The organism is Kitasatospora indigofera (assembly GCF_014655955.1).
GTDB lineage: Bacteria > Actinomycetota > Actinomycetes > Streptomycetales > Streptomycetaceae > Kitasatospora > Kitasatospora indigofera.
Window position 1 is genome coordinate 1 of the sequence record NZ_BNBO01000080.1, and the last position, 23,829, is coordinate 23,829.

Consider the following 23,829-nt stretch of genomic DNA (forward strand, 5'->3'; position numbering starts at 1 on the left):
ACGGCCTCGCCGGCGCCGCCGACGCCACCCTCGTCCTCAAACGCGCACGCGGCAAAGCCGACGGCGTCCTGCACATCACCGGCCGCGACGTCGACGAAGCCGAACACGCACTCGCCTTCCAGCCCGACACCGGCAGCTGGCTCCTCCTCAACGGACCCGCCAGCGACCACACCATCGGCGACACCCGCGCCACCATCCTCAGCCACGTCCGCGCCCACCCCGGCGCCCGCCCCAAGGACATCGCCACCGCCACCGGCCTCGACATCGACCTGGCCCGCCGCACCTGCTCCCGCATGGCCGAAGCCGGCCAGCTCCACCGCGACGCCACCGGCGCCTACACCGCCCCCATCTCCCCGGACACCCTCCCCCTCACCTGAACTGTCCGGCCTGTCCTGCTGTCCCGCCAGCCCGCCTGAGCTGCAACAACAGGCCGGACAGCACCCCGGACACGCTTCGCCGACTGTCCTGCCCAGCAAGGAGAACATCACCGTGGCCAATCACCAGAACCTCAAGCTGCCTGAGGTGCTCGACGAGCTGGGCATGTCCCGCGCGGCCTTCTACCGGATGCGAGCGCGAGGCCAGGGTCCGCGCCTCATCAAGCTGCCCAACCGTCAGATCCGCATTCGGCGAAGCGACCTCGACAGCTGGCTGTCCAGCCTTGAGGAAGTCCGTCACTGACGCCACGCCCGTGCCCGGGCCCCAAAGCGTCCGGGGCCCGCCCTTCCAACGAGAAGTGAGAGCATGCCCAAGCCCACCTTCAAGGTCCGCATTTGGACCATCCGCGAGAACGTCAACCTCGGCTCCAACACCTACGAGCTGAGGTGGAAGGTCGGCGATACGCCGTTCTCCAAGACCTTCAAGACCAAGACGCTCGCGGACGGCCGCCGAGCGAAACTCCTGACGGCGACCAAGGAAGGCGAGCCGTTCGACGAGGTCTCAGGACAGCCCATGTCCGAGGTCCGCGCGAAGGATGACGTGACCTGGTACGCCCATGCTCGGGACTTCATCGAGATGAAGTGGTCGCCAGCCCCCGCCAAGACTCGTACGACGATCGCCGACATGCTGGCGACCGCCACCCCGGTGCTTGTGAAGTCTCGTCTCGGGATGCCCTCCACCGAGGACACACGCACCGCCCTCTACAGCTGGGCGTTCAACGTCAACCGCTGGCGCGAGGAGCCGCCTGCGAAGGTGCAGAAGGCCTTGGAATGGGTGGAACGCCAGTCTCTCTCTATGAGCGAGTTGGACGACCCGCTGGTGATGCGGAAGGTGCTAACCGCCTTCACTCGCAACATGGACGGGTCGATCTCCGCAGCATCGACTACTCGGCGGAAGCGCGCGATCTTTCACAATGCGCTGGGTTACGCCATCGAGGCTCGCCGACTCAAGCACAACCCACTTCACTCGGTGCAGTGGACGGCGCCGGCAGCGACCGAGCAGGTCGACCCGGCGGTGGTGGCCAACCCGCGGCAGGTGCGGAAGCTACTCGCCGGAGTGGCCGAACAGGGCAAGAGGGGCGAGCACCTCAAAGCATTCTTCGGCTGCCTCTACCATGCAGGTCTCCGGCCGGCCGAGGCTGTTTGGTTGCGCCGGACGAACTGCGACCTGCCACCCACAGGGTTCGGACTGCTGTCGCTCGACGGTTCGCGGCCCCGCGTGGGTAGCTCGTGGACGGATAGCGGCGACTCCCACGACGACCGAGGTCTGAAGTGGCGGCCGGTCAAGGACACCCGGCCTGTCCCCATTCCGCCCGAGCTGGTCGCGACGCTTCGCGAGCACATCGGGACCTACGGAGTTGCCCCGGACGGGCGATTGTTCCGGACTTCCCGAGGCGGGCTGGTCCAAGAGAGCGGGTATGGAGTCGTCTGGAAAAGGGCCCGAGAAGCCGCCCTCACCCCCGAACAGGTCGCCTCGCCGCTGGCAACCCGCCCATATGACCTTCGCCACGCGGGGATCTCCTTGTGGCTGAATTCTGGAGTGGATCCCGCCGAGTGCGCCCGACGGGCCGGCCACAGCATCGCGGTTCTTCTCCGGGTCTACGCGAAGTGCCTCGACGGTGCGACCGACGCGGCGAACAAGCGGATCGCGGAGGCCCTCCTGGGCTGGGAGTGACCGCCGGGTCCAGGAGCGGTCCCACGCATGTCCCACACACACTGGTCAGAGGCGGTACATGAGTGAGACAAGCTGGGACTTTAGGTGCTTTTCGACCACCGCTCGACCTGCGCCTCTGAGCCAAACGAAAGCGGCCCCTGACTTGCGTTTCCGCAGGTCAGGGGCCGTTCCGTTATCCGGTGGCTGGTGCAGGGTTCGAACCTGCGTAGCTTGCGCGACAACCAGCCAGGGATGTGTTTCGCGGGGCTTGCCCCGTTCGACTCGGTAAACGATACCTGATGACAGGGGGTGGTCCGCCACTCGATCGGTCACATGATGATCAAGGGCTCCCCCCGGCTGTCGGGGGCGGCGACGGGGCCGCGCTGGATAGGCTGGGGAGGCGGTCTGCCCCGTGGGGCGGGCCCCTGCCAGTGAAGCCAGAGCATCAAGGAGACCAAGACACCATGGCCGACTCCAGTTTCGACATCGTCTCGAAGGTCGAGTGGCAGGAGGTCGACAACGCGATCAACCAGACCTCCCGCGAGATCGCCACCCGCTTCGACTTCAAGAACGTCGGCGGCGAGGTCAAGCGGTCGGGCGAGAAGATCGAGATGAAGGCCAACGGCGAGGAGCGCGTCAAGGCGATCCTGGACGTGCTGAAGGACAAGTTCATCAAGCGGGGCCTGTCCCTGAAGGCGCTGGACGCGGCCGAGCCGCAGCTGTCCGGCAAGGAGTACAAGATCTTCGCGGACGTGAAGGAGGGCATCTCCCAGGACGATGCCAAGAAGGTCGCGAAGATCATCCGGGACGAGGGCCCCAAGGGCGTGAAGGCCCAGGTCCAGGGTGACGAGCTGCGCGTCAGCTCGAAGAGCCGGGACGACCTTCAGGCCATCCAGGCCCTGCTGAAGGGCAAGGACCTGGACTTCGCGATCCAGTTCGTGAACTACCGCTGACCCGGCGCCCCGCGCCGCCGAAGAGGGTCCCGATCCCGGTCGGGACCCTCTTCGCGTGCCCGGGGCATCCCGGGCCCGGAGCGCCGGGTCGCCGTGGCCGCCGTGGCCGCCGTGGCCGCCGTTCTGCGGCTACCGCGTCGCGGTTCGCGCGGTCAGCGCGTCGCCGTGGCCGCCGCCCTGCCGGCCGTCGCGGCGTCGGTCAGCGCCTTGGCCCTGGCCTTCAGCTGGTCGAGCTGCTCCCGCAGCACCGGCCCCGAGAGCTGGGAGGAACTCCGGGCCGGGGCGTTCGGTGACGTTCCCGCCGGGGTCCTGGCCGCCGTACCGGCCGGGGCCTTGGGCGCCGGGGCCGCCGGAGGCCTGGCGGCCGTCGTCGCCCGGGGACCGGCCGCGGGCACCGAGCCCTTCGGCTGCTGCTCGGCGGGCGCCGGGACCGGCGCGGCCGGGAGCCGGCCGAGCAGGGACTGCACGGTCGCCTGGAGGTCGGCGAGCAATTGTTGCAGTGCGCCCGTGTCCGGTGCGGTGGCCGAACCGAGCACGGTACCGAGCAGGCCGGTGACCTGGCCGAGGACGTCACCGAGGCCGCCGAGTGCGGTGGTGAGGTCGGGCAGCGCGGGCAGCGCCGGCAGTGCGGGGAGCGCCGGCAGGCCTGAGATGTCGGGGAGTTCGGGCAGGGCCGGGGTGGCCGGCACCGCCGGCAGGTCCGTGGCCGGCAGCCCGGCGGCCGGCGGGTCCACGGCCGGCAGGGCCGCCACGGGTGTGCCGTCGGCGGGTGTGTCCTCGGCCGGCGCCACGGCTGCGGGCCGGACGGGTATGCGGGGGGCGGTCACCGCGGCCGGGGCCGCGAAGGAGCCCGGGGCGCCCCGGCCGGGGAGTTCGGTCCGGCCGGAAGCGGTGGCGGACGCAGCGGTGACGGTGGTCAGCCCGATGGCTGTGGTCAGCGCGGCGGCCATCCAGATGGCACGCATAGGAAACGCATCCTCTCGGTGTGGTTCAGGCGATGTGCCTGTTCCACACGTTGAGTCACCGGAGTTGGCCCGGCCAGCCTTCCTACGCCGAATGATTCACCACCCGGGTGGCGCACCGGGAGCGGCGGGCCGGCGACGGCCGGCCCGCCGGCCCCGGCAACACCGGCGGCTCCGACGGATGCCCCAACTCAACTGCCACGCACCCTGATTGTCGCCTCGACGGCGAGTGTCAGCCGGCCGGGTCGGCAGCGGTGCCGGCGCCGGCCGCGCGGACCGCACCGGCCTCGGCGGCCGGTACGCCGTACAGCAGGGCGAAGGCGGTGACTTCGACGGCGTCGGGAGCGGTACTCCTTTCCTCGGCGGCGAGTTCGTCGAAGATGGCACCCAACTCCCGCCGCAGGCGCACCATCCGCTCCGGATCGAGCCGCACGGCGAAGTGGGCGACGAACGCGGGCGGGCCGGCCGAGCCGTCGTCCGGCGCGCTGAAGTCGAGCTTGCCGTCCCGGACTTGGATCCGGAAGCCGTCGCGGACCAGGTCGATCGCGGCGAGCACGGCGTCCACCGCCTCGGTCCGGGTCTCGGAGCCGGCCGAGAACATCTCCCGGGACAGCCGCAACGACCCCTGGGCGGCCACGTACCGGCTCTCGACGATGCCGGAGACCAGCCGGGTGCCGGCGACGGCGATCAGTCCGACCGCCTCCAACTGCTTGATGTGCCGGTAGAGCTTGGTCTGCGGCTCACCGAGGGCGGCGGCGAGCTCCTTGACCGTCTGGGGTTCGCCCTCGGCCCGCATCAGGGCGCTGATGATGGCCAGCCGGACGGGATCGGCGAGCGCTTTCAGCGTCGCGACGTCGTTCACCTGGCGTTCTTTGGCTTTGTCGACCACGGGCCCACTGTCGCAGCCCGTCCACCCTTGCGCAATCAATCACCCAACGGCAATCATTCACTCAAGCGTGAATGCTTCCGCTAACGCAAAAGGGGTGGGGTATGACCATGACCGGGGTCTCGCCGTCGACGGATCAGGACACCGTGGGACAGGGCGGGATGGGGCTGGGCGGGGTGGGGCTGGGCGGGGTGGGGCTGAGCGGGGCCGCGCAGGACGCGACGGAGCAGTGCCCCGGACAGGGGCCGGCGACGGCGCGGGGGACGACGGCCGGGACGGCGCAGGCGGAGCAGACGGGGACGGGCCCGGACCGGGCGGACCGGGCGGACCGGGCGGACCGGAAGCCGGCGCAGCCGGTCCCGCTGCGCCGCAACCTGCGCTTCCAGCTGCTCTGGGGCGGATCGGCCGCCTCCACGCTGGGGCTGCACGTCACCGACACCGCGTACCCGCTGCTGCTGCTCGCGATGACCGGATCGTCCACGCTGGCCGGTGCGTTCGGGGCGCTCCAGATGGCTGCGTCGGTGCTGTGCGGGGTGCACGGCGGGTCGGTCGCCGACCGGTACGACCGCCGCCGGGTGCTGATCGCGGCGGACTCCGTCCGGCTGCTGGCCACCCTGAGCGTGCCGCTCGCGATGGCGCTGGACGCCTTCAGCGTCGCGCACGCGCTGCTGGTCGCCGTGGTGACCGGGGCGACGCTCGCCTACAGCGGGCCGGTCCGGCTGCTGGCCGTCCGTTCGGTGGTGGCGCCGGAGCAGCTGCGGCAGGCGCTGGCGCAGGACGAGGCGCGGATGAGCGGCGCGGGGCTGGCCGGGCCGCCGCTGGCCGGGCTGCTGCTGGGGGCCGGGCGGGCGGTACCGTTCCTCGGCGCCGCGCTGGCCTCGCTGCTGTCCCTGGCGACCGCCTGCCTGGTGCGCTTCCCCGGCCGGGCCGAACCGGCCGCACCCGCTGACGCGGCCCCGGCCGACACGGTGGCCGACGAGGCGACCGGCACGACGACGGGCGCGGCAGCGGCCGCGAAGGACTCCGGCGCCCTCGCGGGCTTCCGCCACCTGCTCGCGGACCGGACGCTGCGCTCGACGCTGGCGGTGGTGTTCGGCATCAACCTGGTCGGTTCGGCGGTGGTCCTGCCGGTGATCGTGGTGCTCCGGGACCAGGGCGTGTCCAGCGGCGGGATCGGGCTGGCGCTGGCCGGCGAGGCGGTCGGTGCGATGGCCGGCGCGCTGCTGGTCGCCCGGCTGCACCGGCTGGCCGGGCCGGGCGCGCTGCTGCTGGCCGTGGCCTGGTTCGCCGTCCCGCTGTTCCTCGCGCCGCTGCTGCCGGGTGGCGCGGTGACGGTGTTCGCGGCGCTGTTCCTGATGGGGCTCGGGGTCCCGGCCCTGCGGGTGATGATCGACATCCTGGTGTTCCAGCAGGTCGCCGAGGAGCTGCGCGGGCGGGTGATCGCGGCCACCATGACGCTGTTCACCGTCGGGATGCCGGCCGGGCTGTTCGGCAGCGGCGTGCTGCTCGACCACGTGGCACCGGGCACCGCGCTGGCCGTGCTGGCCCTCCTGCTCGCCCTCGGCCTGCTGCCGGCGACCTTCGACCGGACCTTGCGCCGCGCCGGCTGGCCCGCCTGACCGGGCACCCGGCCGCGCCGTCACCGGGCCGTTCCGCCCCGCCCGGGGGCGGCGGAGCGGCACGCCGGCGGACCTGACAGTCGATCACCCGTGCGGGTGCGCGCGACGTGCGGGACCACTGGCATCCGGGTGAACTTGGCCTCAGGCGGTCCGAGCGGGCCGCCCAGGAGGAGGCCTGATGAGTTCCATGGACGTGCCGTCGGACAGCCGGGAGAGTCCGACGACGACACGGCGGGCGGGGCCGGCGGGCGTCAGGGCCGTCGTCGCCAACGCGCCGAAGATGTCCTGGCTGACCCTGGCCCTGATGACGACGAGTTCGGTGGCCAGCCTCCGGTCGGCGCCGACCATGGCGGTCTACGGCCTGGCGGCGGTCTTCCTGTACGTGCTGCCGGCGATCGTGTTCCTGCTGCCGACGGCGCTGGTGTCGGCGGAGCTGGCGTCCGGCTGGGACGGCGGGGTGTACCGCTGGGTCTCCGAGGGGCTCTCGAAGCCGCTCGGCTTCCTGGCGGTGTGGTGCCAGTTCGCCATGACGATCTTCTACTACCCGAGCCTGCTGGCGTACGTGGCGTCCACCATCGCGTACGTGATCAATCCGAACCTGGCGAGCAACGGGCCGTACACCGCGATCGTGATCATGGTCCTGTACTGGTCCGGGGTGTGGGTCTCCTCGCGCGGCACCGGGGCGGTGGCGGGGCTCTCCTCCTGGGGCCTGGTGATCGGCACCCTCGTCCCCGGCACGCTGCTGGTGGTGCTCGGCATGGTCTTCCTCGGCCAGGGCAACCCCTCGGCCGCGCCGATGACCGCGAGCAATCTCCTCCCCCAGTGGACCGGCCTCGCCAGCCTCGTCCTGATCGTCAACAACTTCCTCAGCTACTCCGGCATGGAGATGAACGCGGTGCACGTCTCCTCGCTGCGCAATCCCGCACGGGAGTTCCCCCGCTCGATGTTCACGGCGTCCGGGCTGGTGCTGCTGATCTTCATCCTGCCGGCGCTGGCGATCAGCTGGGTGGTGCCGTCCAGCCAGCTGAGCCTGACGGCCGGCGTGATGCAGGCCTTCGACTCCTTCTTCCAGTACTTCCACATCGGCTGGCTGACACCGGTGATCGCGGTCGCGCTGGTCACCGCCTCGCTCGGCGGCATGCTGACCTGGCTGGCCGGCCCGTCCAAGGGCCTGCTGCTGATCTCCCGCCAGGAGGGCTACCTGCCGCCCTTCCTGCAGCGGCTGAACAAGCACGGGATCCAGCAGAACATCCTGGTCACCCAGGGGGTGGTCACCACGGTGATCGCCCTGGCCTACGCGCTGCTGCCGAACGTCTCCAGCGCCTACTGGATCTTCTCGGTGATCACCACCCAGGTGTACCTGATCGTCTACCTGCTGATGTTCCTCGCCGCGATCCGGCTGCGCCGCACCCAGCCGGACCACCCGCGCGGCTACCGGGCCCCCGCCCTGGTCCTGACCTGCGTCACCGGGTTCGTGGCCTCCGCCGCGGCGATGGCGATCGGCTTCGTCCCGTCCTCGCAGTTCGGCAACGGCAGCGTCTGGGTCTACATCGCCATCGTCGGCGGCGGCCTGCTGCTGCTCGGCGGGATCATCCCGTACCTCTTCCTGCGGCTGCGCAAGCCCAGCTGGCGGATGCCCGAGGAGAGCGGCACCGAGGGGGCGGTCGCATGAGCAGCGGCATGAGCGCCGGCCCGGGGCCGGGGAAGGACCCGGGCCACGAGCCGGAACTGGAACCGGAGCTGGAACCCGAGCTGGGGCCGGGGGCGGAGCCGGAGGAGCGCACCCGGGGCGGCCTGATGGGCTCGCAGCACCGCTGGATCTACCTCGGCTCGATCGTCCTCCTGATCGCCATGCTGGTGACCGGCATCCTGGCGTTCACCCAGGTGCACGCCACCAACGAGGCCAACCGCAAGGCCTCGCAGCTGTCCGACACGCTGAGGGCGGCCGGCTACCCCGTGCCGTCCCAGGACCAGATCGTCCGCACGCTGGGCACCGACGGCGGGGCCGTCTGCGCCAACCCGTCGAACGCGCTGGTCCAGGCGCAGTGGAAGTACGGGATGTCCAACGGCGCGGCCGGCCCCGGCCAGCGGCCGGTGCTGTCGGACCGCCAGGTGGTGCTGGGCGAGGCCATCGTGCTGTCGGTCTACTGCCCGGACAAGCTGAGCGCGATCAAGGACAAGATCGACGACCTCGACCTCCGCGACACCGTCCGGGACTGACCCGCCCGCACGGCGTCCCGCGCCGCGCACAGGCCCCTCGGCACCCGTCCCTCGGCACCCGCGCCCCCGCACGGCACCCACCTGCGCACACGCGCACGAACGCACGCACACGCACCGCACCGCCGCACCGACCGGAGGACCACGCATGACCGACGACCTGGCCCGGCGCATCGACGAGCTGATGCCCCGGGCGAAGAGCGACCTGGCCCGTCTGGTGGCGATCCCGTCCGTCGCCGACCCCCGGCAGTACCCGCCGGAACACTGCCGGGAGGCCGCCGAGTGGGTCGCCACGGCCTTCACCGAGGCGGGGCTGCAGGACGTCCACCTGGAGGAGACCCCCGACGGCAGCCACGCCGTGATCGGCCACCGCCCGCCGCCGCCCGGCGCGCCGACCGTCCTGCTCTACTGCCACTACGACGTGCAGCCGCCGCTCGACGACGCCGCCTGGACCTCCCCGCCGTTCGAGCTGACCGAGCGGGACGGCCGCTGGTACGGGCGCGGCACGGCGGACTGCAAGGGCAACATCGTCATGCACCTCACCGCCCTGCGGGCGCTCGGCGAGGACATCCCGGTGGGCCTGAAGCTCGTCGCCGAGGGCTCGGAGGAGCAGGGCACCGGCGGGCTGGAGGAGTACGTCCCGCCGCACGCCGGCGAGCTGCACGCGGACGCGCTGCTGGTCTGCGACACCGGCAACGCCGCGGTCGGCGTGCCGACCGCCACCATCACCCTGCGGGGCCTGGCCAACGTGGTGGTCACCGTGCAGGCGTTGGAGGGGGACGTGCACTCCGGGATGTTCGGCGGCCCGGCGCCCGACGCCCTGGCCGCGCTGGTGCGCATCCTCGACTCGCTGCGGGACGAGCACGGCGGCACCCGGATCGACGGCCTGGACTGCACCGGCACCTGGGCGGGCGTCGGCTACGACGAGACGCAGTTCCGCACCGACGCCGGGGTGCTGGACGGCGTCTCGCTGACCGGCACCGGCTCGGTGGCGGACCGGCTCTGGGCCCGGCCCGCGGTCACCGTGCTGGGCATCGACTGCCCGCCGGTGGTCGGCTCGGCCGCGGCCGTCCCCGGCACCGCCCGGGCCCGGGTCAGCCTGCGGGTGCCGCCGGGCACCGACCCGGGGACGGCCCGGGACGCGCTGACCGCGCACCTGAGGGCCGCCGCGCCGTGGGGGGTCCGGGTGGAGGTGGAGAACGAGAGCACCGGCTCGCCGTTCGAGGCCGCCACCGGCGGGCCCGCCTACGGCGCGCTCGACTCGGCGATGCGGGAGGTCTACGGCAAGCCGATGGCGTTCCTCGGGCAGGGCGGTTCGATCCCCCTGTGCAACGTCTTCGCCCGCACCTACCCCGAGGCGGAGATCATCCTGATGGGCGTGGAGGAGCCGCGCTGCCTCATCCACGCACCCAACGAGAGCGTCGACCCGGAGGAGATCCGCCACATGGCACACGTCGAAGCCCTGTTCCTGCAGAACTACGCCAAGGCCGGCCGGCCGTGACGGGCCCCCACGTGACGGGCCCCCAGGAGGACGCGGCGGCCGCGCCCCGGCCGTTCACCCGGGAGGACTACCGGGCGCGGATGGACCGTGCGGCCGGCGACGCCACGGCCGCCGGGCTGGCCGGCCTGGTGATCGCCCCCGGCCCGGACCTGGAGTACCTCTGCGGCTACCGGCCCACCGCGATCACCGAGCGGCTGACCGCGCTCGTCCTCACCGCCGGCCGGGAGCCCGCCCTGGTGGTGCCCAAGCTGGAGCGGCCGGACGCCGAGAAGGCCCCCGGCGTGCCCGGGCTGCGGCTGGTCGACTGGTCGGACGGCGAGGACCCGTACGCGAGCGCCGTCCCGCTGCTGGACGCGGGCGGGCGCTACGGCGTCTCCGACTCGGCCTGGGCCATGCACCTGCTCGGCCTGCAGTCCGCCCTGCCGCGCAGCGGCTGGACCTCGCTGACCGCCGCGCTGCCGATGCTGCGCGCCGTCAAGGACACCGACGAGCTGGAGCGGCTGGCCGCCGCCGGGGGCGCCGCCGACGCGGCGTACCGGCGGATCCTGGAGGTGGAGTTCGCCGGCCGCAGGGAGAGCGACGTCGCCGCCGACCTCAGCGCGCTGCTCATCCACTACGGGCACAGCCAGGTCGACTTCACCGTGGTCGGCTCCGGCCCGAACGGCGCCGACCCGCACCACGAGGCCGACGACCGGGTCATCCGTGCGGGTGACACCGTGGTGCTGGACTTCGGCGGGCTCAAGGACGGCTACGGCTCCGACACCACCCGCACCGTGTACGTCGGCACCGAGGTCCCGGCCGAGGTGCAGGAGGTCCACGACGTGGTGCGGCGGGCCCAGCAGCTGGCCTTCGAGGCGGTCCGGCCGGGCGTGGAGTGCCAGGAGATCGACCGGGTGGCCCGGCGGGTGATCACCGAGGCCGGGTACGGGGAGTACTTCATCCACCGCACCGGCCACGGCATCGGGATCACCACCCACGAGCCGCCCTACATGGTCGAGGGCGAACGGCAGCGGCTGGTGCCGGGCATGTGCTTCTCGATCGAGCCGGGGATCTATCTCCCGGGGCGTTTCGGCGTCCGGATCGAGGACATCGTCACCGTGACCGACCGGGCCGGCCGCCGTTTCAACAACACTCCGCACGAACTGCAGTGCGTCAGCTGACCGCTAGCTGGGTGACATGACCGGCGATCCCAAGAATTCTCCAAGGAAGCGTTGCTAGCTTCACCCTGTATGACCGACTTGCTCCGCCCCGCGCCGCCCGACAAGAAGACCGACAGGGCATTGCGCGCCCGGCGGGGGGCCGCCCGGCTGCGTCTGCTGGCCTGGCCGGTCTACTTCGGGGTGCTGGCCTGGTACGTGGACGAGAACGGGCTCCCGTACGCCAACGACGTGGTGTTCTGCTGCCTGATCGGCGCGCTGGTCGCGGCCTCCGTGCACAGCGGCCGCGGCCTGCGCGGGTCCCTGCTGGTGCTGCGCGACTGGGTGCCGGTGATGGCCGTGGTCTGGGTCTACTCGCTGCTGCGCGGGTACGGGGCGCACACGCCGTGGCCGGTGCGGTTCGAGCCGCAGCTGAGCATCGACACCTTCCTCGGCGGCGGGGAGACCTGGACGGTCCGGCTGCAGGAGTGGCTGTACCACCCGGGCAGGCCGCGCTGGTACGATTACGCCGGCGTCGCGGTCTACATGTCCCACTTCTTCGTGATCTTCGTGACCCTCGCGGTGCTCTGGCGGCGCGACCACGGCCGGTTCCGGCAGCTGCTGGCGGGCTACGTGCTGCTCACCTACGTCGGCTTCGCGACCTACATCCTCTACCCGGCCGACCCGCCGTGGCTGACCTCGCTGCAGGGCCACATGCCGGACGTCACCCGGGTCGTGCAGGACCTGCTGAACTCCAGCGGGATGCCCAGGGCCGGGTCGATCTTCGAGAACGGCAGCCAGTTCGCCAACGACGTCGCGGCGATGCCCTCGCTGCACGCCGCCTACCCGATGCTGCTCGCGGTGTTCTTCTGGCGGACGGCCAACCGGCCGGCCCGGGTGCTGCTGGCCGCCTACCCGCCGGCGATGGCCTTCGTGCTGGTCTACGGCGCCGAGCACTTCATCATCGACGTCCTGGTCGGCTGGGCCTACGCCGCCGGGGTCTGGTACGCGCTCGACCGCTTCCTGCGGGCCCGGCGCGCCAAGCGGGAGCGGCGCGCCGGGGAGACGTCCGGGGAGCCGGCCGGGAAGCCGGCCGGGGCCTGAGCCCCGGGCCCGGCGGCCCCGGGGCTCAGCCGGCTGCCCGGCCGGTCCGCTCCTGGCCGGTCCGCTCCTGGCCGGCCGGGTCGAGGTGCGTCGGGGCGAACATCCGCAGCAGGGCGGGCAGCACCAGCACGCTCGGGCCCGGGGTAGCCAGCGCCGCGGCCAGGTCGCGCTCCAGGTCCTCCGGGCGGGTCCGAGCCGCCGGGACGCCGAAGGACTCGGCGAGCCGGACGAAGTCCGGGCGGGCCAGCTCGGTGGCGGTCGCCGCGCCGAAGGTGTCCGTCATGTACTCGCGCAGGATGCCGTAGCCGCCGTCGTCCACGATCAGCCAGGTGACGTCCAGGCCGAGCTGGCGGGCGGTGGCGAGTTCGGCGATCGAGTACATCGCCCCGCCGTCGCCGGAGACCGCGAGCACCGGGCGGCCCCCCGCGCCGGCCGCCGCGCCGAGGGCGGCGGGGAAGCCGTAGCCGAGTCCGCCGGCGCCCTGGGCGGAGTGCATGGCGCCGGGCCGGCGGGCGTCGAAGGCGGACCAGGCCCAGTAGCCGAGGATCGTCATGTCGAAGAAGACCGGGGAGTCGTCCGGCAGGGCCCGGCGGACGGCGGCCAGCAGCCCCTCCTCCAGGTCCAGCCCCTGGGCGTCGAGCCGGGCCCGGACCTGCTTCAGCAGCAGGGCGACGGCCTCCTCGGCGCGGCCGTCCGGGGCGGTCGCCGGGACGGAGTCGGCGAGGGCCGCGAGCGCGAGCCGGGCGTCGGCGTGGATGCCGAAGGCCGGGTGGTTGGACTCCAGCTTGCCGAGGTCCGCCTCGATCTGGATCACCCGGCCGCGCGGGGCCAGCGTGTGGTAGTTGCTGGAGAGCTCGCCGAGCCCCGAGCCGACCACCAGCAGCACGTCGGCGTCCTCCAGCAGGTCGGTGGTGTGCCGGTCCTCCAGCCAGGAGCGCAGCGACAGCGGGTGCTCCCAGGGGAAGGCGCCCTTCGCGCCGAAGGTCGAGGCCACCGGTGCGCGGAGCAGCTCGGCGAGGCGCAGCAGCTCGGCGGTGGCGCCGGCCCGCACCACCCCGCCGCCGGCCAGGACCACCGGCCGCTCGGCCTCGGCCAGCAGCACCGCCGCCTCGGCGATCAGCTCCGGCCGGGGCACCAGCGGGCGCGGCTCGGCCCGCAGGCCGGTCACCCGGGGCACGGTGGTCGGGGCGAGCAGCACGTCCTGCGGGATCTCGACCCAGACCGGCCCGTAGGGCGCGGTGAGCGCGGACTCCCAGGCGGCGGCCAGCGCGGAGGGGATCTGCGAGGCGGTGCGGGCGGTGTGCACGGACTTCACCACGTCGCGGAAGCTGGCCTGCTGGTCCCGCAGCTCGTGCAGGTAGCCGCGCCGGCGGCCGCCCAGGCCGGCCGAGGGGATCTGGCTGGAGACGGCCAGCACCGGGACGGAGGCGGCGGCGGCCTCCTGGAGCGCGGCGAGCGAGGTCAGCGCGCCCGGGCCGGTGGAGAGGAACAGCGGGGCGACCGTGCCGGCGGTGCGGGCGTAGCCGTCGGCGGCGAAGCCGGCGTTGTTCTCCACCCGCAGGCCCACGTAGCGCAGCGGGGAGCGGCGCAGGGCGTCGAACAGGCCCAGGGCGTGCTGGCCGGGCAGGCCGAAGACGCACGCGGCGCCGAGCGTGGTGAGCGACTCGACCACCAGGTCACCGCCGTTGCGGACGTGGCTCATGCGCGTTCTCCGGCGATCTGGCGGGCCATCAGGGTGGTCAGCTCGTAGGCGGTGTGCGAGGCGGCGACGGCGGTGATCTCCGCGTGGTCGTACGCCGGGGCGACCTCGACCACGTCGGCGGAGACCAGCCGGCAGCCGGCCAGGCCGCGCAGGATCTCCAGCAGCTCGCGGGAGGTGAGGCCGCCGGCCTCGGGGGTCCCGGTGCCGGGGGCGTGGGCCGGGTCGAGCACGTCGATGTCGACGGAGACGTACAGCGGCCGGTCGCCGATCCGCTCGCGCAGCTGTTGGGCGACCTCGTCGACGCCCCGGCGCATCACGTCGGCGGAGGTGACGATGCCGAAGCCGAGCTTCTCGTCGTCGGTGAGGTCCTGCTTGCCGTAGAGCGGGCCGCGGGTGCCGACGTGGGAGAGCGCCTCGGTGTCGAGCAGGCCCTCCTCGACGGCGCGGCGGAAGGGCGTGCCGTGGGTGTACTCGGCACCGAAGTAGGTGTCCCAGGTGTCCAGGTGGGCGTCGAAGTGCAGCAGCGCGACCGGGCCGTGCTTGCGGGCGACGGCGCGCAGCAGCGGCAGCGCGATGGTGTGGTCGCCGCCGAGCGTCATCAGGCGGGCGCCGGTGGCCAGCAGGCCGTCGGCGGCGGCCTCGACGGTCTCCACGGCCGCGTTGATGTCGAAGGGGTTGGCCGCGACGTCCCCGGCGTCGGCGACCTGGGCGAGGGCGAACGGGGAGGCGTCCTGGGCCGGGTTGTACGGCCGCAGCAGCCGGCTGGCCTCGCGGATCGCGTTGCCGCCGAAGCGGGCGCCCGGACGGTAGGAGACGCCGGTGTCGAAGGGGACGCCGACGACGGCGACGTCCGCCCGGCCCACCTCGTCCAGCCGGGGCAGGCGGGCGAAGGTGGCGGGGCCGGCGTAGCGCGGGACGCGGGAGGAGTCGACCGGGCCGCGGGGTGCTGGGGTGCTCATGGGGGTTCCTCGGTGGGTCAGTCGGTGTGGTCGGGGGCGATCCGGTGGGCCAGCCGGAGCAGGGCGGCCCAGGCGAGGTCGTACGCCTGGTCGTCCTGGAGGTCGCTGCCGTGCGCCTCGCCGGAGAGCTGGCGGGCGGTCAGCTCGCAGACCCCGTCGTCGGGCAGGACCAGCGGGGCGCCGGTGGCCTGGGCGGTGGTCTGGATCTGGCAGGCCCGCTCCAGGTAGTACATCCGCAGGAAGGCCCGGCCGGGGGTCTCCCCGACGGTGAGCAGGCCGTGGTTGCGCAGGATCATCGCCGGGTGGCCGCCGAGGTCGGCGACCAGCCGCCGCTGCTCGTCGAGGTTGAGTGCGACGCCCTCGTAGTCGTGGTACCCGAGCCGCCGGTGGAACTCCATCGACATCTGGTTCAGCGGCAGCAGCCCGCCCTGCTGGGCGGCGACGGCGCAGCCGGCCCTGGTGTGGGTGTGCAGGACGCAGTGCGCGTCGGGGCGGGCGGCGTGCACGGCGCTGTGGATCACGAAGCCGGCCGGGTTGACCGGGTGCGGGCCCTCCTCGACCGGGTTGCCGGCGAGGTCGATCTTCACCAGGTTGGAGGCGGTGATCTCCTCGAACAGCAGGCCGTACGGGTTGATCAGGAAGTGCTGCTCGGGGCCGGGCAGCCGGACCGAGATGTGGGTGAAGATCAGGTCGGTCATCCGGAAGTGCGCGACCAGGCGGTAGACGGCGGCGAGTTCCCGGCGGAGCCGGCGCTCCTCGGCGGTCGTCGTGGCCGGCTCGGTCGTCGGGGCGGTCGTCATGGCCCTGTCCGTCGTCGCGGCGGTCGTCATGGCCCTGTCCGTCGTCGGGGTCATCTCAGGCCGCCACGACCGTGGCGGGCTCGGCGGGCCGCGCCCCCGGTGCGTCCTGGCCGGCCAGCCGGTGGCGCCACTGCTCCAGGACGGCGGCGTCGGTGGGCCGGGTGGCGAGGCTGGCGGCCAGGTAGGCGACCAGGCTGACGGCGAGGCCGTAGTAGACCGGCTCGTTCGCGAGCACGCCCTTGGTGACCATCAGGACGATCACCGTGAGGCCGCCCGCGACCATCGAGGCGAGTGCGCCCTGGAGGTTGCCGCGGCGCCAGAGCAGGCCGCCCAGGATCGGCACCAGCAGGCCGCCGACCAGCAGGTTGTAGGCCACCGTGAGGGCCGAGATGACGTCGTCCAGCAGGCAGGCGACCACGATCGACACCGCGCCGAGGGCGACGATCGCCAGCCGGTTGGAGCGGACCTCGTCGTGGTCGTCGGCGACGGCCGGCGCGGGCCGCCCGCCCAGGGTGCGCAGCCGGGCCCAGATGTCGTTGTTGGCCACCGTGGCGGAGGCGATCAGGGCGCCGCTCGCGGTGGACATCATCGCGGACAGCGCCGCCGCCAGCACCAGGCCCTTGACCCCGGTCGGCAGGACGTTCTTGACGATGGTCGCGAACGCGCCGTCCGCGCTGGGCAGGGTCGGGTAGAGCGCCTTGGTGGCCATCCCGATGACCGCGCCGGCCAGCGCGTAGACCAGGCAGTAGACCCCGGCCGCCGTGCCGCCCCAGGAGGCGACCCGGTCGGTGCGGGCGGTGAACACCCGCTGCCAGATGTCCTGGCCGATCAGCATCCCGAAGGTGTAGATCAGTACGAAGGTGAAGATCGTCTCGCCGCCGATCGAGGTGAACGAGAAGTACCCGGTGGGCAGCTTCTCCTTCATCTCGGCGAAGCCGCCGGCCCGGACCACCGCGATCGGCAGCAGCAGCACCAGCACGCCGACGCTCTTCACCACGAACTGGACCATGTCGGTGAGGGTGATGGACCACATCCCGCCGAGCGCCGAGTAGCCGACCACGATGCTGCCGCCGATCACCACGGCCGCCCAGCGCGGCACGTCGAACAGCACGTCGAAGACGGTGGCGTAGGCGATGGTGGAGGTGACGGCCAGCATCAGGGTGTAGACCCACATCACCACGCCGGAGATCAGGCTGGCGGCGCCGCCGTAGCGCAGCGAGAGCATCTCGGCGACGGTGTAGACCCGCAGCCGGGCGATACGGGCGGAGAAGAGGACGCTCAGCGCCAGCAGGCCGAGGCCGATCGCGAAGACCATCCAGGCGCCGGACAGGCCGTAGGTGTAGCCGAGGCGCACGCCGCCGATGGTGGAGGCGCCGCCGAGCACGACGGCGGCCATGGTGCCGGTGTACATCAGCGGGCCGAGGCGGCGGCCGGCGACCAGGAAGTCGCTCTTGGAGGCCGCGCGTCTCTTGCCCCACCATCCGACTCCGACGATGCCCAGCAGGTATCCGGTCATCACGAGGTAGTCGACGGCCATGGGGTCCTCCGATCCGGTGCGGTCCGCGCGGTGGGACGCGGGGGCCGCCCAGGTTGCTGTTCGTGGGGGGACAGCTGCTGCGCGCCGGCGGGGTGCGGGGGTGGTGGCGGCAGGGCTGGTGGCGCGGGGGCTTGCGGTCACGGGGTCGTGCCCGGGGGTGCGGTCGTGGGGATCGCGGTGGTGGAGTGCGGTCACGGGCGCCGGGGCGGGCCGCCCCGGGGGCCGGCTGCCGGTACCGCGGGGATCCGGGACCGCGGGGATGCAGTGACGCTATCCGGGGCCCGGCCGCCGCAGAAGTGCAGGTTTCGTCCAACCTGATGGCCGACAATGGACGAAACATCCCGGAAGGCCCTCCCGTGAGCACCCCCGACCAGCCCGCCGCCGCCCCCCACGCGCCGGCCCCCGGCACCCCCGCCGTGCCGCTCGCCGTCCTGCTCGCCGACCCCGGCCTCGGCCTGGTGCAGATCGCCGGGCCCCGGGAGGACCGGCTGATCGGCACCGTCGGCACCACCGAGGTCGAGGACCCGGCGCCGTACCTGCTCGGCGGCGAACTGCTGCTCACCGCCGGCGTGCGGCTCCCGGAGAGCGCCGCGGGCATCGACGCCTACGTGCGCGGGGTGGTGGGCGCCGGGGCGGCGGCCCTGGGCTTCGGCGTCGCCCCGGTGTACGAGGAGGTGCCGCCGGAGCTGGTCGCCGCCTGCGACCGGCACGGCCTGCCGCTGCTGAGGGTCCCGGTCGCCACGCCGTTCGTGGCGGTCGGCCGGGCCGCCTACGGCGCGATGGCCGAGGCCCGCAACCGGGACCTGAGGCAGATCTCCGAGGCGCAGTCGGCGCTGGCCTCCGCCGCCGCCCGGCCGGACGCGCTGCGCGCGGTGCTGCACCAGCTCTCGGTGCATCTCGGGGCCTGGACGGTGCTGCTCGACGGGCGGGGCGGCGAGCTCTTCGCGGCCGGCCCGCGCCCCGCGCCGCAGGTCCGGCGGCAGCTGGCCGAACTGGCCGTCCGCACCACCACCCGGACCCGGCCGGACGGCCGGGGGCGGCCGCAGCCGCCGACGGCTGCCGCCGAGCACCACGCCGGCAGCTACCTCACCGTGCACAGCCTCCCCGGCGGCGACCTGGCGGGCGGCCCGCTCGCGGTCGGGGTCGCGGCCACCGCGCCGCCCTCCGTGGTGCACCGCTCGGTGACCGGGGTCGCCACCGTGCTGCTCTCGCTGCTCACCAGCCCCCGGCACGCCCTGGGCGCCGACAGCGCCGGGTCGGGCGCGCTGGTCCGGCTGCTGCTCGGGGCCACTCCCGCCGAGGTGGCCCCGGCCCTGCTGCCGGACGGCGCCCCGCCCGCCGGACGCTGGACGGTGGTGCACGGCCGGCGCACCCGCCCGGGCCCCGGCTCCGGCGCCCCGACCGGCGGCGAGTCCGTCCAGCTGGCCGCCCTCGGCACCGCGCTCGGCACGCCCTACCTGGACCTGGACGGCGACGGGCTGCGCGCCCTGGTCCCGGGCGGGCGGCCGCCCGAGGCCGGCTCCGCCGCCCGGCTCGGCTGGACCCTCGGCCTCAGCGCCGCCGTGCCCACCGCCGACCTCGCCATCGCCGACACCCAGGCCCGCCGGGCGCTGCGCCGCGCCCTGGCCACCGGCGAGGCGGTGGTGCGCCACCGCACCGAGGAGCAGAGCGTGCACGGCCTGGTCACCGGCGCCGACGCGACGGCGCTGGCACGGCTGCGCTTCGCCCCGCTGGACGCGGCCGGCGCGCCGGGGCCGGCCGTCCTGCTGGAGACGCTGCGCGCCTGGCTGTCCCTGCACGGCAGCTGGGACCGCACCGCCACCGCCCTGCAACTGCACCGCAACACCGTCCGGCAGCGGATCGCCCGGGTGGCGGAGCTGCTCGGCGTGGACCTCCAGGACCCGGACGTCCGGATGGAGCTCTGGTTCGCGCTGCACTGGCTGCCGGGCGAGCGCCCGGCCGACGGCCAGGGCTGAGACCGGCCCCGCCGCCGGGACCGGACCACCGGGACCGGGACCGGTGGCGTCCGGAGCCCCGCCGTCCGGGAACCGCTGCGTCCGGCGCTCGGCACCCGGCACGGAGACGGCGGCCGGGGCGCCCGGCACTGAGATGTCGGCCCGGGCGCGATGGGCGACGATGGGAGGACCGGCTGCGGGAGGTGCCGATGCGTCCGATCCGGGCCCGGGGCGAGGCCCTCGGCGAGTACCTGCGAGGCGCCCTGTGGGTCCTGCCCCTGGTCGCCGTGGCACTGGCGCTGATCGCGGGCAGCACGCTGTCGCGGGTCCGGGTGCCGGACTCCTCGCCGTTGCACCCGCTGGCCTTCGCCGGCACCGCCTCCGACGCCCGGGACGTCCTGACCGCGATCAGCGCCACCATGGTGACGGTGATCGCGCTGGTCCTCGGCCTGACCATCGTCGCGCTGCAGGTCGCCTCCACCCAGTTCTCGCCCCGGCTGCTGCGCAACTTCCTGCGCGACCGGCCCAACCAGGTGGTGCTGGCCGTCTTCGTCGCCACCTTCGCCTACAGCACCGCCGGGCTCTACACCGTCGGCACCGCCGAGGCGGCGGACGAGGACTTCCCCCGGATCGCGGTCACCGGCGCGATCGTGCTGGTCTTCGTCAGCCTCGGCATGCTCGTCTACTTCGTGCACCACGTGGCGCACTCGATCCGGATCGACACCGTGATGAACACCGTGGCGCGCAACACCGTCCGGGGCCTGCCCGCCCCGGCCGCGCCGGCCGCCGCCCAGGACGGCCCCGGCCCGGAGCCGGCGCCCGGCGCCGTCCTGTTCCACTCGCCGCACTCCGGCTACCTGCAAACCTTCCACCCGGAACGGCTGCTGGAGGAGGCGGTGCGCCAGGACGCGGTGGTCGCCGTGACGGCCCGGATCGGCGACCACGTGGTGGCGGGGGTGGAGCCGCTGGCACTGGCCTGGTCCCGCGCCGGCGGGCCCGTCACGGACCGGGCCGCGCTGGCCCGCGCGCTGCGCCAGGCGGTGGCCGTCGGCCCGGAACGCACCCTCCAGCAGGACACCGCCTTCGGGATGCGCCAGCTCGTCGACATCGGCCTGCGGACGCTGTCGCCCGCGATCAACGACCCGTACAGCGCCGTCCAGGTGCTCGACCGGCTCTCCACCGTGCTCTGCCCGCTCGGCGCCCGCGCGCTCGGCGACGAGGCCCACACCGACGAGGACGGCCGGCTGCGGGTGAGCGCCGCCGGCCACCGGTACGCCGAGTACCTCGACCTGGCCTGCGGCCAGATCCGCCGGTACGGCTGCGCCGAGCCGGCCGTCTGCCTGGCCCTGCTGCGGCTGCTCGGCGACGCCGCCGCCACCGTCACCGACCCGGCCCGGCGGGCCGCCGTCGCCGAGCAGGCCCGGCTGGTGCTGCTGGACGCCGAAGCGCACGTCAGGCAGCCCGCGGACCTGCTGCCGGTGCGGGAACTCGCCGCCCGGCTGGGGCTGCCCTGACCGGACGGGTCCGGGCAGGCCGGCCCCGTCCGAACCCGTCCGGGCCTGGCCGGGCCTGGCCGGGCCTGGCCGGTCCGGCCGGGAGGCACGCCGGAAGGCGGGAAGGCGGGCGAACAGGGCCGGCGGCAGGCAGGCGCACCGGCCGGGCGGGCAGACCGAGCGGGCAGACTGGGCGGGTGCAGACCTCCTCCCGCCCCACCCCGGAACAGCTCGCCGCCGCCCAGGACGCGACCATCCCCGACGTCGTCGCACCCGGCCTCACCGTGCTCTTCTGCGGCATCAACCCCGGCCTGTGGTCCGGCGCGACCGGCCGGCACTTCGCCCGCCCCGGCAACCGCTTCTGGCCGGCCCTGCACCGCTCCGGTTTCACCCCCCGCCAACTGCGGCCGGACGAGCAGGACCAGCTGCCCGCCCTGGGCCTCGGCATCACCAACGTCGCCGCCCGCACCACCGCCAAGGCCGACGAGCTCACCCGGGCCGAGCTGCTGGAGGGCGGCGCCGCCCTCACCGAACGCGTGGCCCGGCTGCGCCCGCGGGCCCTCGCGGTGCTGGGCATCGGCGCCTACCGGACGGCCTTCGGGCAGCCCCGCGCCACGGTGGGGCGCCGGCCGGAGGGGCTCGGCGACACCGAGGTGTGGGTGCTGCCCAACCCCAGCGGCCTGAACGCGCACTACACCCTGGACGCGCTGGCGGCGGAGTTCCGCAAGCTCCGCGAGGCCGTCGGCCCACCGGCGTGAGCCGGCCTCCTGTCGCCAGGGACAGGCCCCCGGAGACAGGAGGCCGGGGGCCGGGGCCGGGGCCGGGTCAGCTCCGCAGGAACTCCAGCACCGCCAGCACCCGGCGGTGCGACTCCACGGCCGGCGGCAGGTCCAGCTTGGCCAGGATGTTGCCGATGTGCTTGCCCACCGCGGCCTCGGAGACCACGAGTTCACGGCAGATCGAGGCGTTCGACCGGCCCTCGGCCATCAGTCCCAGCACCTCCCGCTCGCGCGGGGTGAGCCGCTCCAGCGGATCCCGGCGGCGGCGCAGGAGCAGGCGGACCACCTCGGGGTCGACCACGGTACCGCCGGCCGCCACCCCGGCGACCGCTTCGAGGAACTCCGCCACCTGGCCGACCCGGTCCTTCAGCAGGTAGCCGACCGCGGAGCCGTCGCCGGAGTCCAACAGCTCGGCGGCGTAGGAGCGCTGGACGTACTGGCTGAGCACCAGCACCGGCAGTCCGGGCCACCGCTGGCGCAGCGCGACGGCGGCCCGCAGGCCCTCGTCACTCTGGCCCGGCGGCATCCGGACGTCCGTGACCACGATGTCCGGCCGGTGCTCCTCGACGGCCGCCCGCAGCGCCTCGGCGTCGCCGACGGCCGCCACCACCCGGTGGCCGAAACGGTCCAGCAGGCCGATCAGGCCCTCCCTCAGCAGTACCGCGTCCTCGGCCAGGACCACCCGCAGGCCGGCCCCCGGGCCGTCGGACGGCACGGGGATCACGACGGCCTCCGCGGGCTCGGCGGGATCAGCTGGGCGGGCGGACCCGGCAGCGGCGCCAGGCCCGGCAGGGACGGCGGGCAAGGCAGGGACGGCGGGCAAGGTGCGCAGGGGATCTCCACCCGTAGCAGGGTCGGGCCGCCGGGCGGGCTGCTCACCGTCAGCGTGCCGTCGACCACCGACACCCGGTCGGCCAGCCCGGTGAGCCCGCTGCCCGCGGCCGGGTCGGCGCCGCCCACCCCGTCGTCCCGCACCTCGATCGTCAACAGGCCGCCGGCGTACCGCCCGTCGACCCGGGCACTCCGGGCGCCGCTGTGCTTGCCGATGTTCGCCAGCGCCTCGGAGACGGCGAACCAGCCGGCCGACTCGACCGCCGCCGGCAGCCGGCCGGGCAGGTCGAAGACCACCTCGACCGGGACGGGGGACCGGTCGGCGACATCGGCGCAGGCATCCGGCAGCCCGCGGTCGGTGAGCACCTGCGGATGGATACCGTTGATCAACTCCCGTAGCTCGGCCAGGACTTCGACGGCCTCCCGCTGCGCCTCGGCGAGCCGGACAGCCAGCGGACCACCGGGCGGGGCGTCCAGCCGGGCCAGCCCCAGGGCCATCGACAGGGCGACCAGCCGCTGTTGGGCACCGTCGTGCAGGTCGCGCTCGATCCGGCGCCGCTCCGCCTCGAAGGCATCCACCAACCGGGCCCGGGAGCTGACCAGTTCACCGATCCGCAGCTCCTGCCCGGTCGGCTCCAGCAGGATCCGGGCGAGCGCGGCCCGGCCCGCCGCCAGCGCCGTCAGCGGGTACGCCAGAGCGGCCGGCAGCAGCACCCCGACGACCGCCAACACGGCGGCGACCAACGGCGATTCGACCTGCCAGACCTTCAGGACGTTGACCTGCTCGCCGTCCAGCGCGAGCAGCAGCGGCGAGGCGATCAGCTGTCCGGGCACCACCAGCACGAAGCCGACCGCCACCAGGTCCACCGGCCACAGGACGAACCCCGCCAGCGCCGCGTACCCCAACTCCCGCCAGGTCGCCCGCTCGCGGAAGCGCACCCGCAGCCACGCGGCCAGGCCCGGCCGGGCCGGCTCCCGGTGCGGGGCCGCCACCGGCCTCCCGTCGACCAGCCGCAGCAACCGCCGCTCCAACGCCGCGAAGGGCACCCCCGCCAGCGCGAGCGCCGCCAGCAGCGGCAGGCCCACCAGCACCAGGGCGAGCACCCCGGCGACGGTCCCGCAGAGCAGCAGCACGGTGCCCATCAGCAGCCCGGCCGAGCCGGTCAGCAGCAGGTAACCGGCCGCCCGCCAGGGCCGGCCGGAGCGCAGGAGGCCGGGGCGCCGCAGCGCCTGCCAGGCCGTACCGGTGTCCATCCGCGCCCACTCCCCCGTCCGCCGTGCCGTCCGCCGCCGGCCCTCCTCCCGGA

At 74.1% G+C, this 23,829-nt stretch carries 20 protein-coding genes and 1 pseudogene; 13 read left to right on the forward strand and 8 right to left on the reverse strand.

Annotated features, from left to right (window positions below; all coding sequences use genetic code 11):
• The 4 genes and pseudogenes from IE329_RS37095 to IE329_RS37110 form a co-directional block, all read left to right on the forward strand.
• A pseudogene (locus IE329_RS37095) lies at positions 1-377 on the forward strand (DNA repair protein RadA); the annotation flags it as partial.
• Between the two features lie 112 nt (positions 378-489).
• Entirely contained in the window at positions 490-678 is a 189-nt protein-coding gene (locus IE329_RS37100) for a helix-turn-helix transcriptional regulator (RefSeq protein ID WP_190215467.1), read from the forward strand.
• Between the two features lie 63 nt (positions 679-741).
• The gene (locus tag IE329_RS37105) at positions 742-2,109 is read left to right on the forward strand and encodes a tyrosine-type recombinase/integrase (RefSeq protein ID WP_190215468.1); all 1,368 of its coding nucleotides are present in this window, start codon (positions 742-744) and stop codon (positions 2,107-2,109) included.
• Between the two features lie 443 nt (positions 2,110-2,552).
• A complete protein-coding gene (locus tag IE329_RS37110; protein WP_190215469.1) occupies positions 2,553-3,041 on the forward strand; it encodes a YajQ family cyclic di-GMP-binding protein in 489 nt (162 codons plus the stop codon).
• 152 nt (positions 3,042-3,193) lie between these two features.
• On the opposite strand, the gene IE329_RS37115 is transcribed toward IE329_RS37110, so the two are convergent.
• Together IE329_RS37115 and IE329_RS37120 are read right to left on the reverse strand one after the other, a co-directional pair.
• Positions 3,194-4,006: a hypothetical protein gene (locus tag IE329_RS37115; RefSeq protein WP_190215470.1), complete on the reverse strand. Its 813-nt coding sequence runs from the start codon at positions 4,004-4,006 to the stop codon at positions 3,194-3,196.
• 229 nt (positions 4,007-4,235) lie between these two features.
• Positions 4,236-4,892, reverse strand: a complete 657-nt coding sequence (locus IE329_RS37120) for an ArsR/SmtB family transcription factor (RefSeq protein WP_229928066.1) — start codon at positions 4,890-4,892, stop codon at positions 4,236-4,238.
• A gap of 101 nt (positions 4,893-4,993) precedes the next feature.
• On the opposite strand from IE329_RS37120, the gene IE329_RS37125 reads away from it, so the two are divergent.
• The 6 genes from IE329_RS37125 to IE329_RS37150 all read left to right on the forward strand — a co-directional run bounded on the left by IE329_RS37125 (position 4,994) and on the right by IE329_RS37150 (position 12,466).
• Positions 4,994-6,508 (forward strand): MFS transporter, encoded by a 1,515-nt coding sequence (locus IE329_RS37125; RefSeq protein ID WP_229928067.1) that lies wholly within the window; start codon positions 4,994-4,996, stop codon positions 6,506-6,508.
• A gap of 178 nt (positions 6,509-6,686) precedes the next feature.
• Entirely contained in the window at positions 6,687-8,180 is a 1,494-nt protein-coding gene (locus IE329_RS37130) for an APC family permease (RefSeq protein ID WP_190215472.1), read from the forward strand.
• Complete coding sequence (locus IE329_RS37135; RefSeq protein WP_229928068.1) at positions 8,177-8,728, forward strand: hypothetical protein; 552 nt, start codon at positions 8,177-8,179, stop codon at positions 8,726-8,728. Before IE329_RS37130 ends, IE329_RS37135 begins: the two co-directional genes overlap by 4 nt.
• Positions 8,729-8,873: 145 nt before the next feature.
• On the forward strand, positions 8,874-10,226 hold the full coding sequence (locus IE329_RS37140) for a dipeptidase (RefSeq protein WP_190215473.1): 1,353 nt from the start codon (positions 8,874-8,876) through the stop codon (positions 10,224-10,226).
• An 80-nt stretch (positions 10,227-10,306) separates the two neighbouring features.
• A complete protein-coding gene (locus IE329_RS37145) occupies positions 10,307-11,386 on the forward strand; it encodes an aminopeptidase P family protein (RefSeq protein ID WP_190215493.1) in 1,080 nt (359 codons plus the stop codon).
• A gap of 69 nt (positions 11,387-11,455) precedes the next feature.
• Entirely contained in the window at positions 11,456-12,466 is a 1,011-nt protein-coding gene (locus IE329_RS37150) for a phosphatase PAP2 family protein (protein ID WP_190215474.1), read from the forward strand.
• Positions 12,467-12,491: 25 nt separating this feature from the next.
• On the opposite strand, the gene IE329_RS37155 is transcribed toward IE329_RS37150, so the two are convergent.
• Genes IE329_RS37155 through IE329_RS37170 form a run of 4 tightly spaced genes read right to left on the reverse strand, consistent with a single transcriptional unit; the run spans position 12,492 to position 17,464 of the window.
• Complete coding sequence (locus tag IE329_RS37155; protein WP_190215475.1) at positions 12,492-14,168, reverse strand: thiamine pyrophosphate-binding protein; 1,677 nt, start codon at positions 14,166-14,168, stop codon at positions 12,492-12,494.
• On the reverse strand, positions 14,165-15,127 hold the full coding sequence (speB, locus tag IE329_RS37160; RefSeq protein ID WP_190215476.1) for an agmatinase: 963 nt from the start codon (positions 15,125-15,127) through the stop codon (positions 14,165-14,167). The genes IE329_RS37155 and speB overlap by 4 nt, the downstream gene beginning before the upstream one ends.
• A gap of 17 nt (positions 15,128-15,144) precedes the next feature.
• Positions 15,145-15,927 (reverse strand): class II aldolase/adducin family protein, encoded by a 783-nt coding sequence (locus IE329_RS37165; RefSeq protein WP_190215477.1) that lies wholly within the window; start codon positions 15,925-15,927, stop codon positions 15,145-15,147.
• 55 nt (positions 15,928-15,982) lie between these two features.
• Positions 15,983-17,464, reverse strand: a complete 1,482-nt coding sequence (locus IE329_RS37170) for a sodium:solute symporter family protein (protein WP_190215478.1) — start codon at positions 17,462-17,464, stop codon at positions 15,983-15,985.
• A 317-nt stretch (positions 17,465-17,781) separates the two neighbouring features.
• Between IE329_RS37170 and IE329_RS37175 the strand changes: the two genes are divergently transcribed.
• The 3 genes from IE329_RS37175 to mug all read left to right on the forward strand — a co-directional run bounded on the left by IE329_RS37175 (position 17,782) and on the right by mug (position 21,670).
• Complete coding sequence (locus tag IE329_RS37175; protein WP_190215479.1) at positions 17,782-19,440, forward strand: helix-turn-helix domain-containing protein; 1,659 nt, start codon at positions 17,782-17,784, stop codon at positions 19,438-19,440.
• A 188-nt stretch (positions 19,441-19,628) separates the two neighbouring features.
• Positions 19,629-20,933, forward strand: a complete 1,305-nt coding sequence (locus IE329_RS37180) for a DUF2254 domain-containing protein (protein ID WP_190215480.1) — start codon at positions 19,629-19,631, stop codon at positions 20,931-20,933.
• 176 nt (positions 20,934-21,109) lie between these two features.
• Positions 21,110-21,670, forward strand: a complete 561-nt coding sequence (gene mug / locus IE329_RS37185) for a G/U mismatch-specific DNA glycosylase (protein ID WP_190215481.1) — start codon at positions 21,110-21,112, stop codon at positions 21,668-21,670.
• Positions 21,671-21,737: 67 nt separating this feature from the next.
• Here mug and IE329_RS37190 read toward each other — a convergent pair whose 3' ends face one another.
• Positions 21,738-22,415 (reverse strand): response regulator, encoded by a 678-nt coding sequence (locus IE329_RS37190; protein WP_229928070.1) that lies wholly within the window; start codon positions 22,413-22,415, stop codon positions 21,738-21,740.
• Entirely contained in the window at positions 22,412-23,776 is a 1,365-nt protein-coding gene (locus IE329_RS37195) for a sensor histidine kinase (protein WP_190215482.1), read from the reverse strand. Before IE329_RS37195 ends, IE329_RS37190 begins: the two co-directional genes overlap by 4 nt.
• Between the last annotated feature and the right edge of the window lie 53 nt (positions 23,777-23,829).

Coding starts and splice junctions, on each gene's coding strand:
- IE329_RS37105 (WP_190215468.1), top strand. CDS start 742: ATGCCCAAGCCCACCTTCAAGGTCCGCATTTGGACCATCCGCGAGAAC.
- IE329_RS37110 (WP_190215469.1), top strand. CDS start 2,553: ATGGCCGACTCCAGTTTCGACATCGTCTCGAAGGTCGAGTGGCAGGAG.
- IE329_RS37115 (WP_190215470.1), bottom strand. CDS start 4,006: ATGCGTGCCATCTGGATGGCCGCCGCGCTGACCACAGCCATCGGGCTG.
- IE329_RS37125 (WP_229928067.1), top strand. CDS start 4,994: ATGACCATGACCGGGGTCTCGCCGTCGACGGATCAGGACACCGTGGGA.
- IE329_RS37130 (WP_190215472.1), top strand. CDS start 6,687: ATGAGTTCCATGGACGTGCCGTCGGACAGCCGGGAGAGTCCGACGACG.
- IE329_RS37135 (WP_229928068.1), top strand. CDS start 8,177: ATGAGCAGCGGCATGAGCGCCGGCCCGGGGCCGGGGAAGGACCCGGGC.
- IE329_RS37140 (WP_190215473.1), top strand. CDS start 8,874: ATGACCGACGACCTGGCCCGGCGCATCGACGAGCTGATGCCCCGGGCG.
- IE329_RS37145 (WP_190215493.1), top strand. CDS start 10,307: ATGGACCGTGCGGCCGGCGACGCCACGGCCGCCGGGCTGGCCGGCCTG.
- IE329_RS37150 (WP_190215474.1), top strand. CDS start 11,456: ATGACCGACTTGCTCCGCCCCGCGCCGCCCGACAAGAAGACCGACAGG.
- IE329_RS37155 (WP_190215475.1), bottom strand. CDS start 14,168: ATGAGCCACGTCCGCAACGGCGGTGACCTGGTGGTCGAGTCGCTCACC.
- speB (WP_190215476.1), bottom strand. CDS start 15,127: ATGAGCACCCCAGCACCCCGCGGCCCGGTCGACTCCTCCCGCGTCCCG.
- IE329_RS37165 (WP_190215477.1), bottom strand. CDS start 15,927: ATGACGACCGCCCCGACGACCGAGCCGGCCACGACGACCGCCGAGGAG.
- IE329_RS37170 (WP_190215478.1), bottom strand. CDS start 17,464: ATGGCCGTCGACTACCTCGTGATGACCGGATACCTGCTGGGCATCGTC.
- IE329_RS37175 (WP_190215479.1), top strand. CDS start 17,782: ATGGCCGACAATGGACGAAACATCCCGGAAGGCCCTCCCGTGAGCACC.
- IE329_RS37180 (WP_190215480.1), top strand. CDS start 19,629: ATGCGTCCGATCCGGGCCCGGGGCGAGGCCCTCGGCGAGTACCTGCGA.
- IE329_RS37195 (WP_190215482.1), bottom strand. CDS start 23,776: ATGGACACCGGTACGGCCTGGCAGGCGCTGCGGCGCCCCGGCCTCCTG.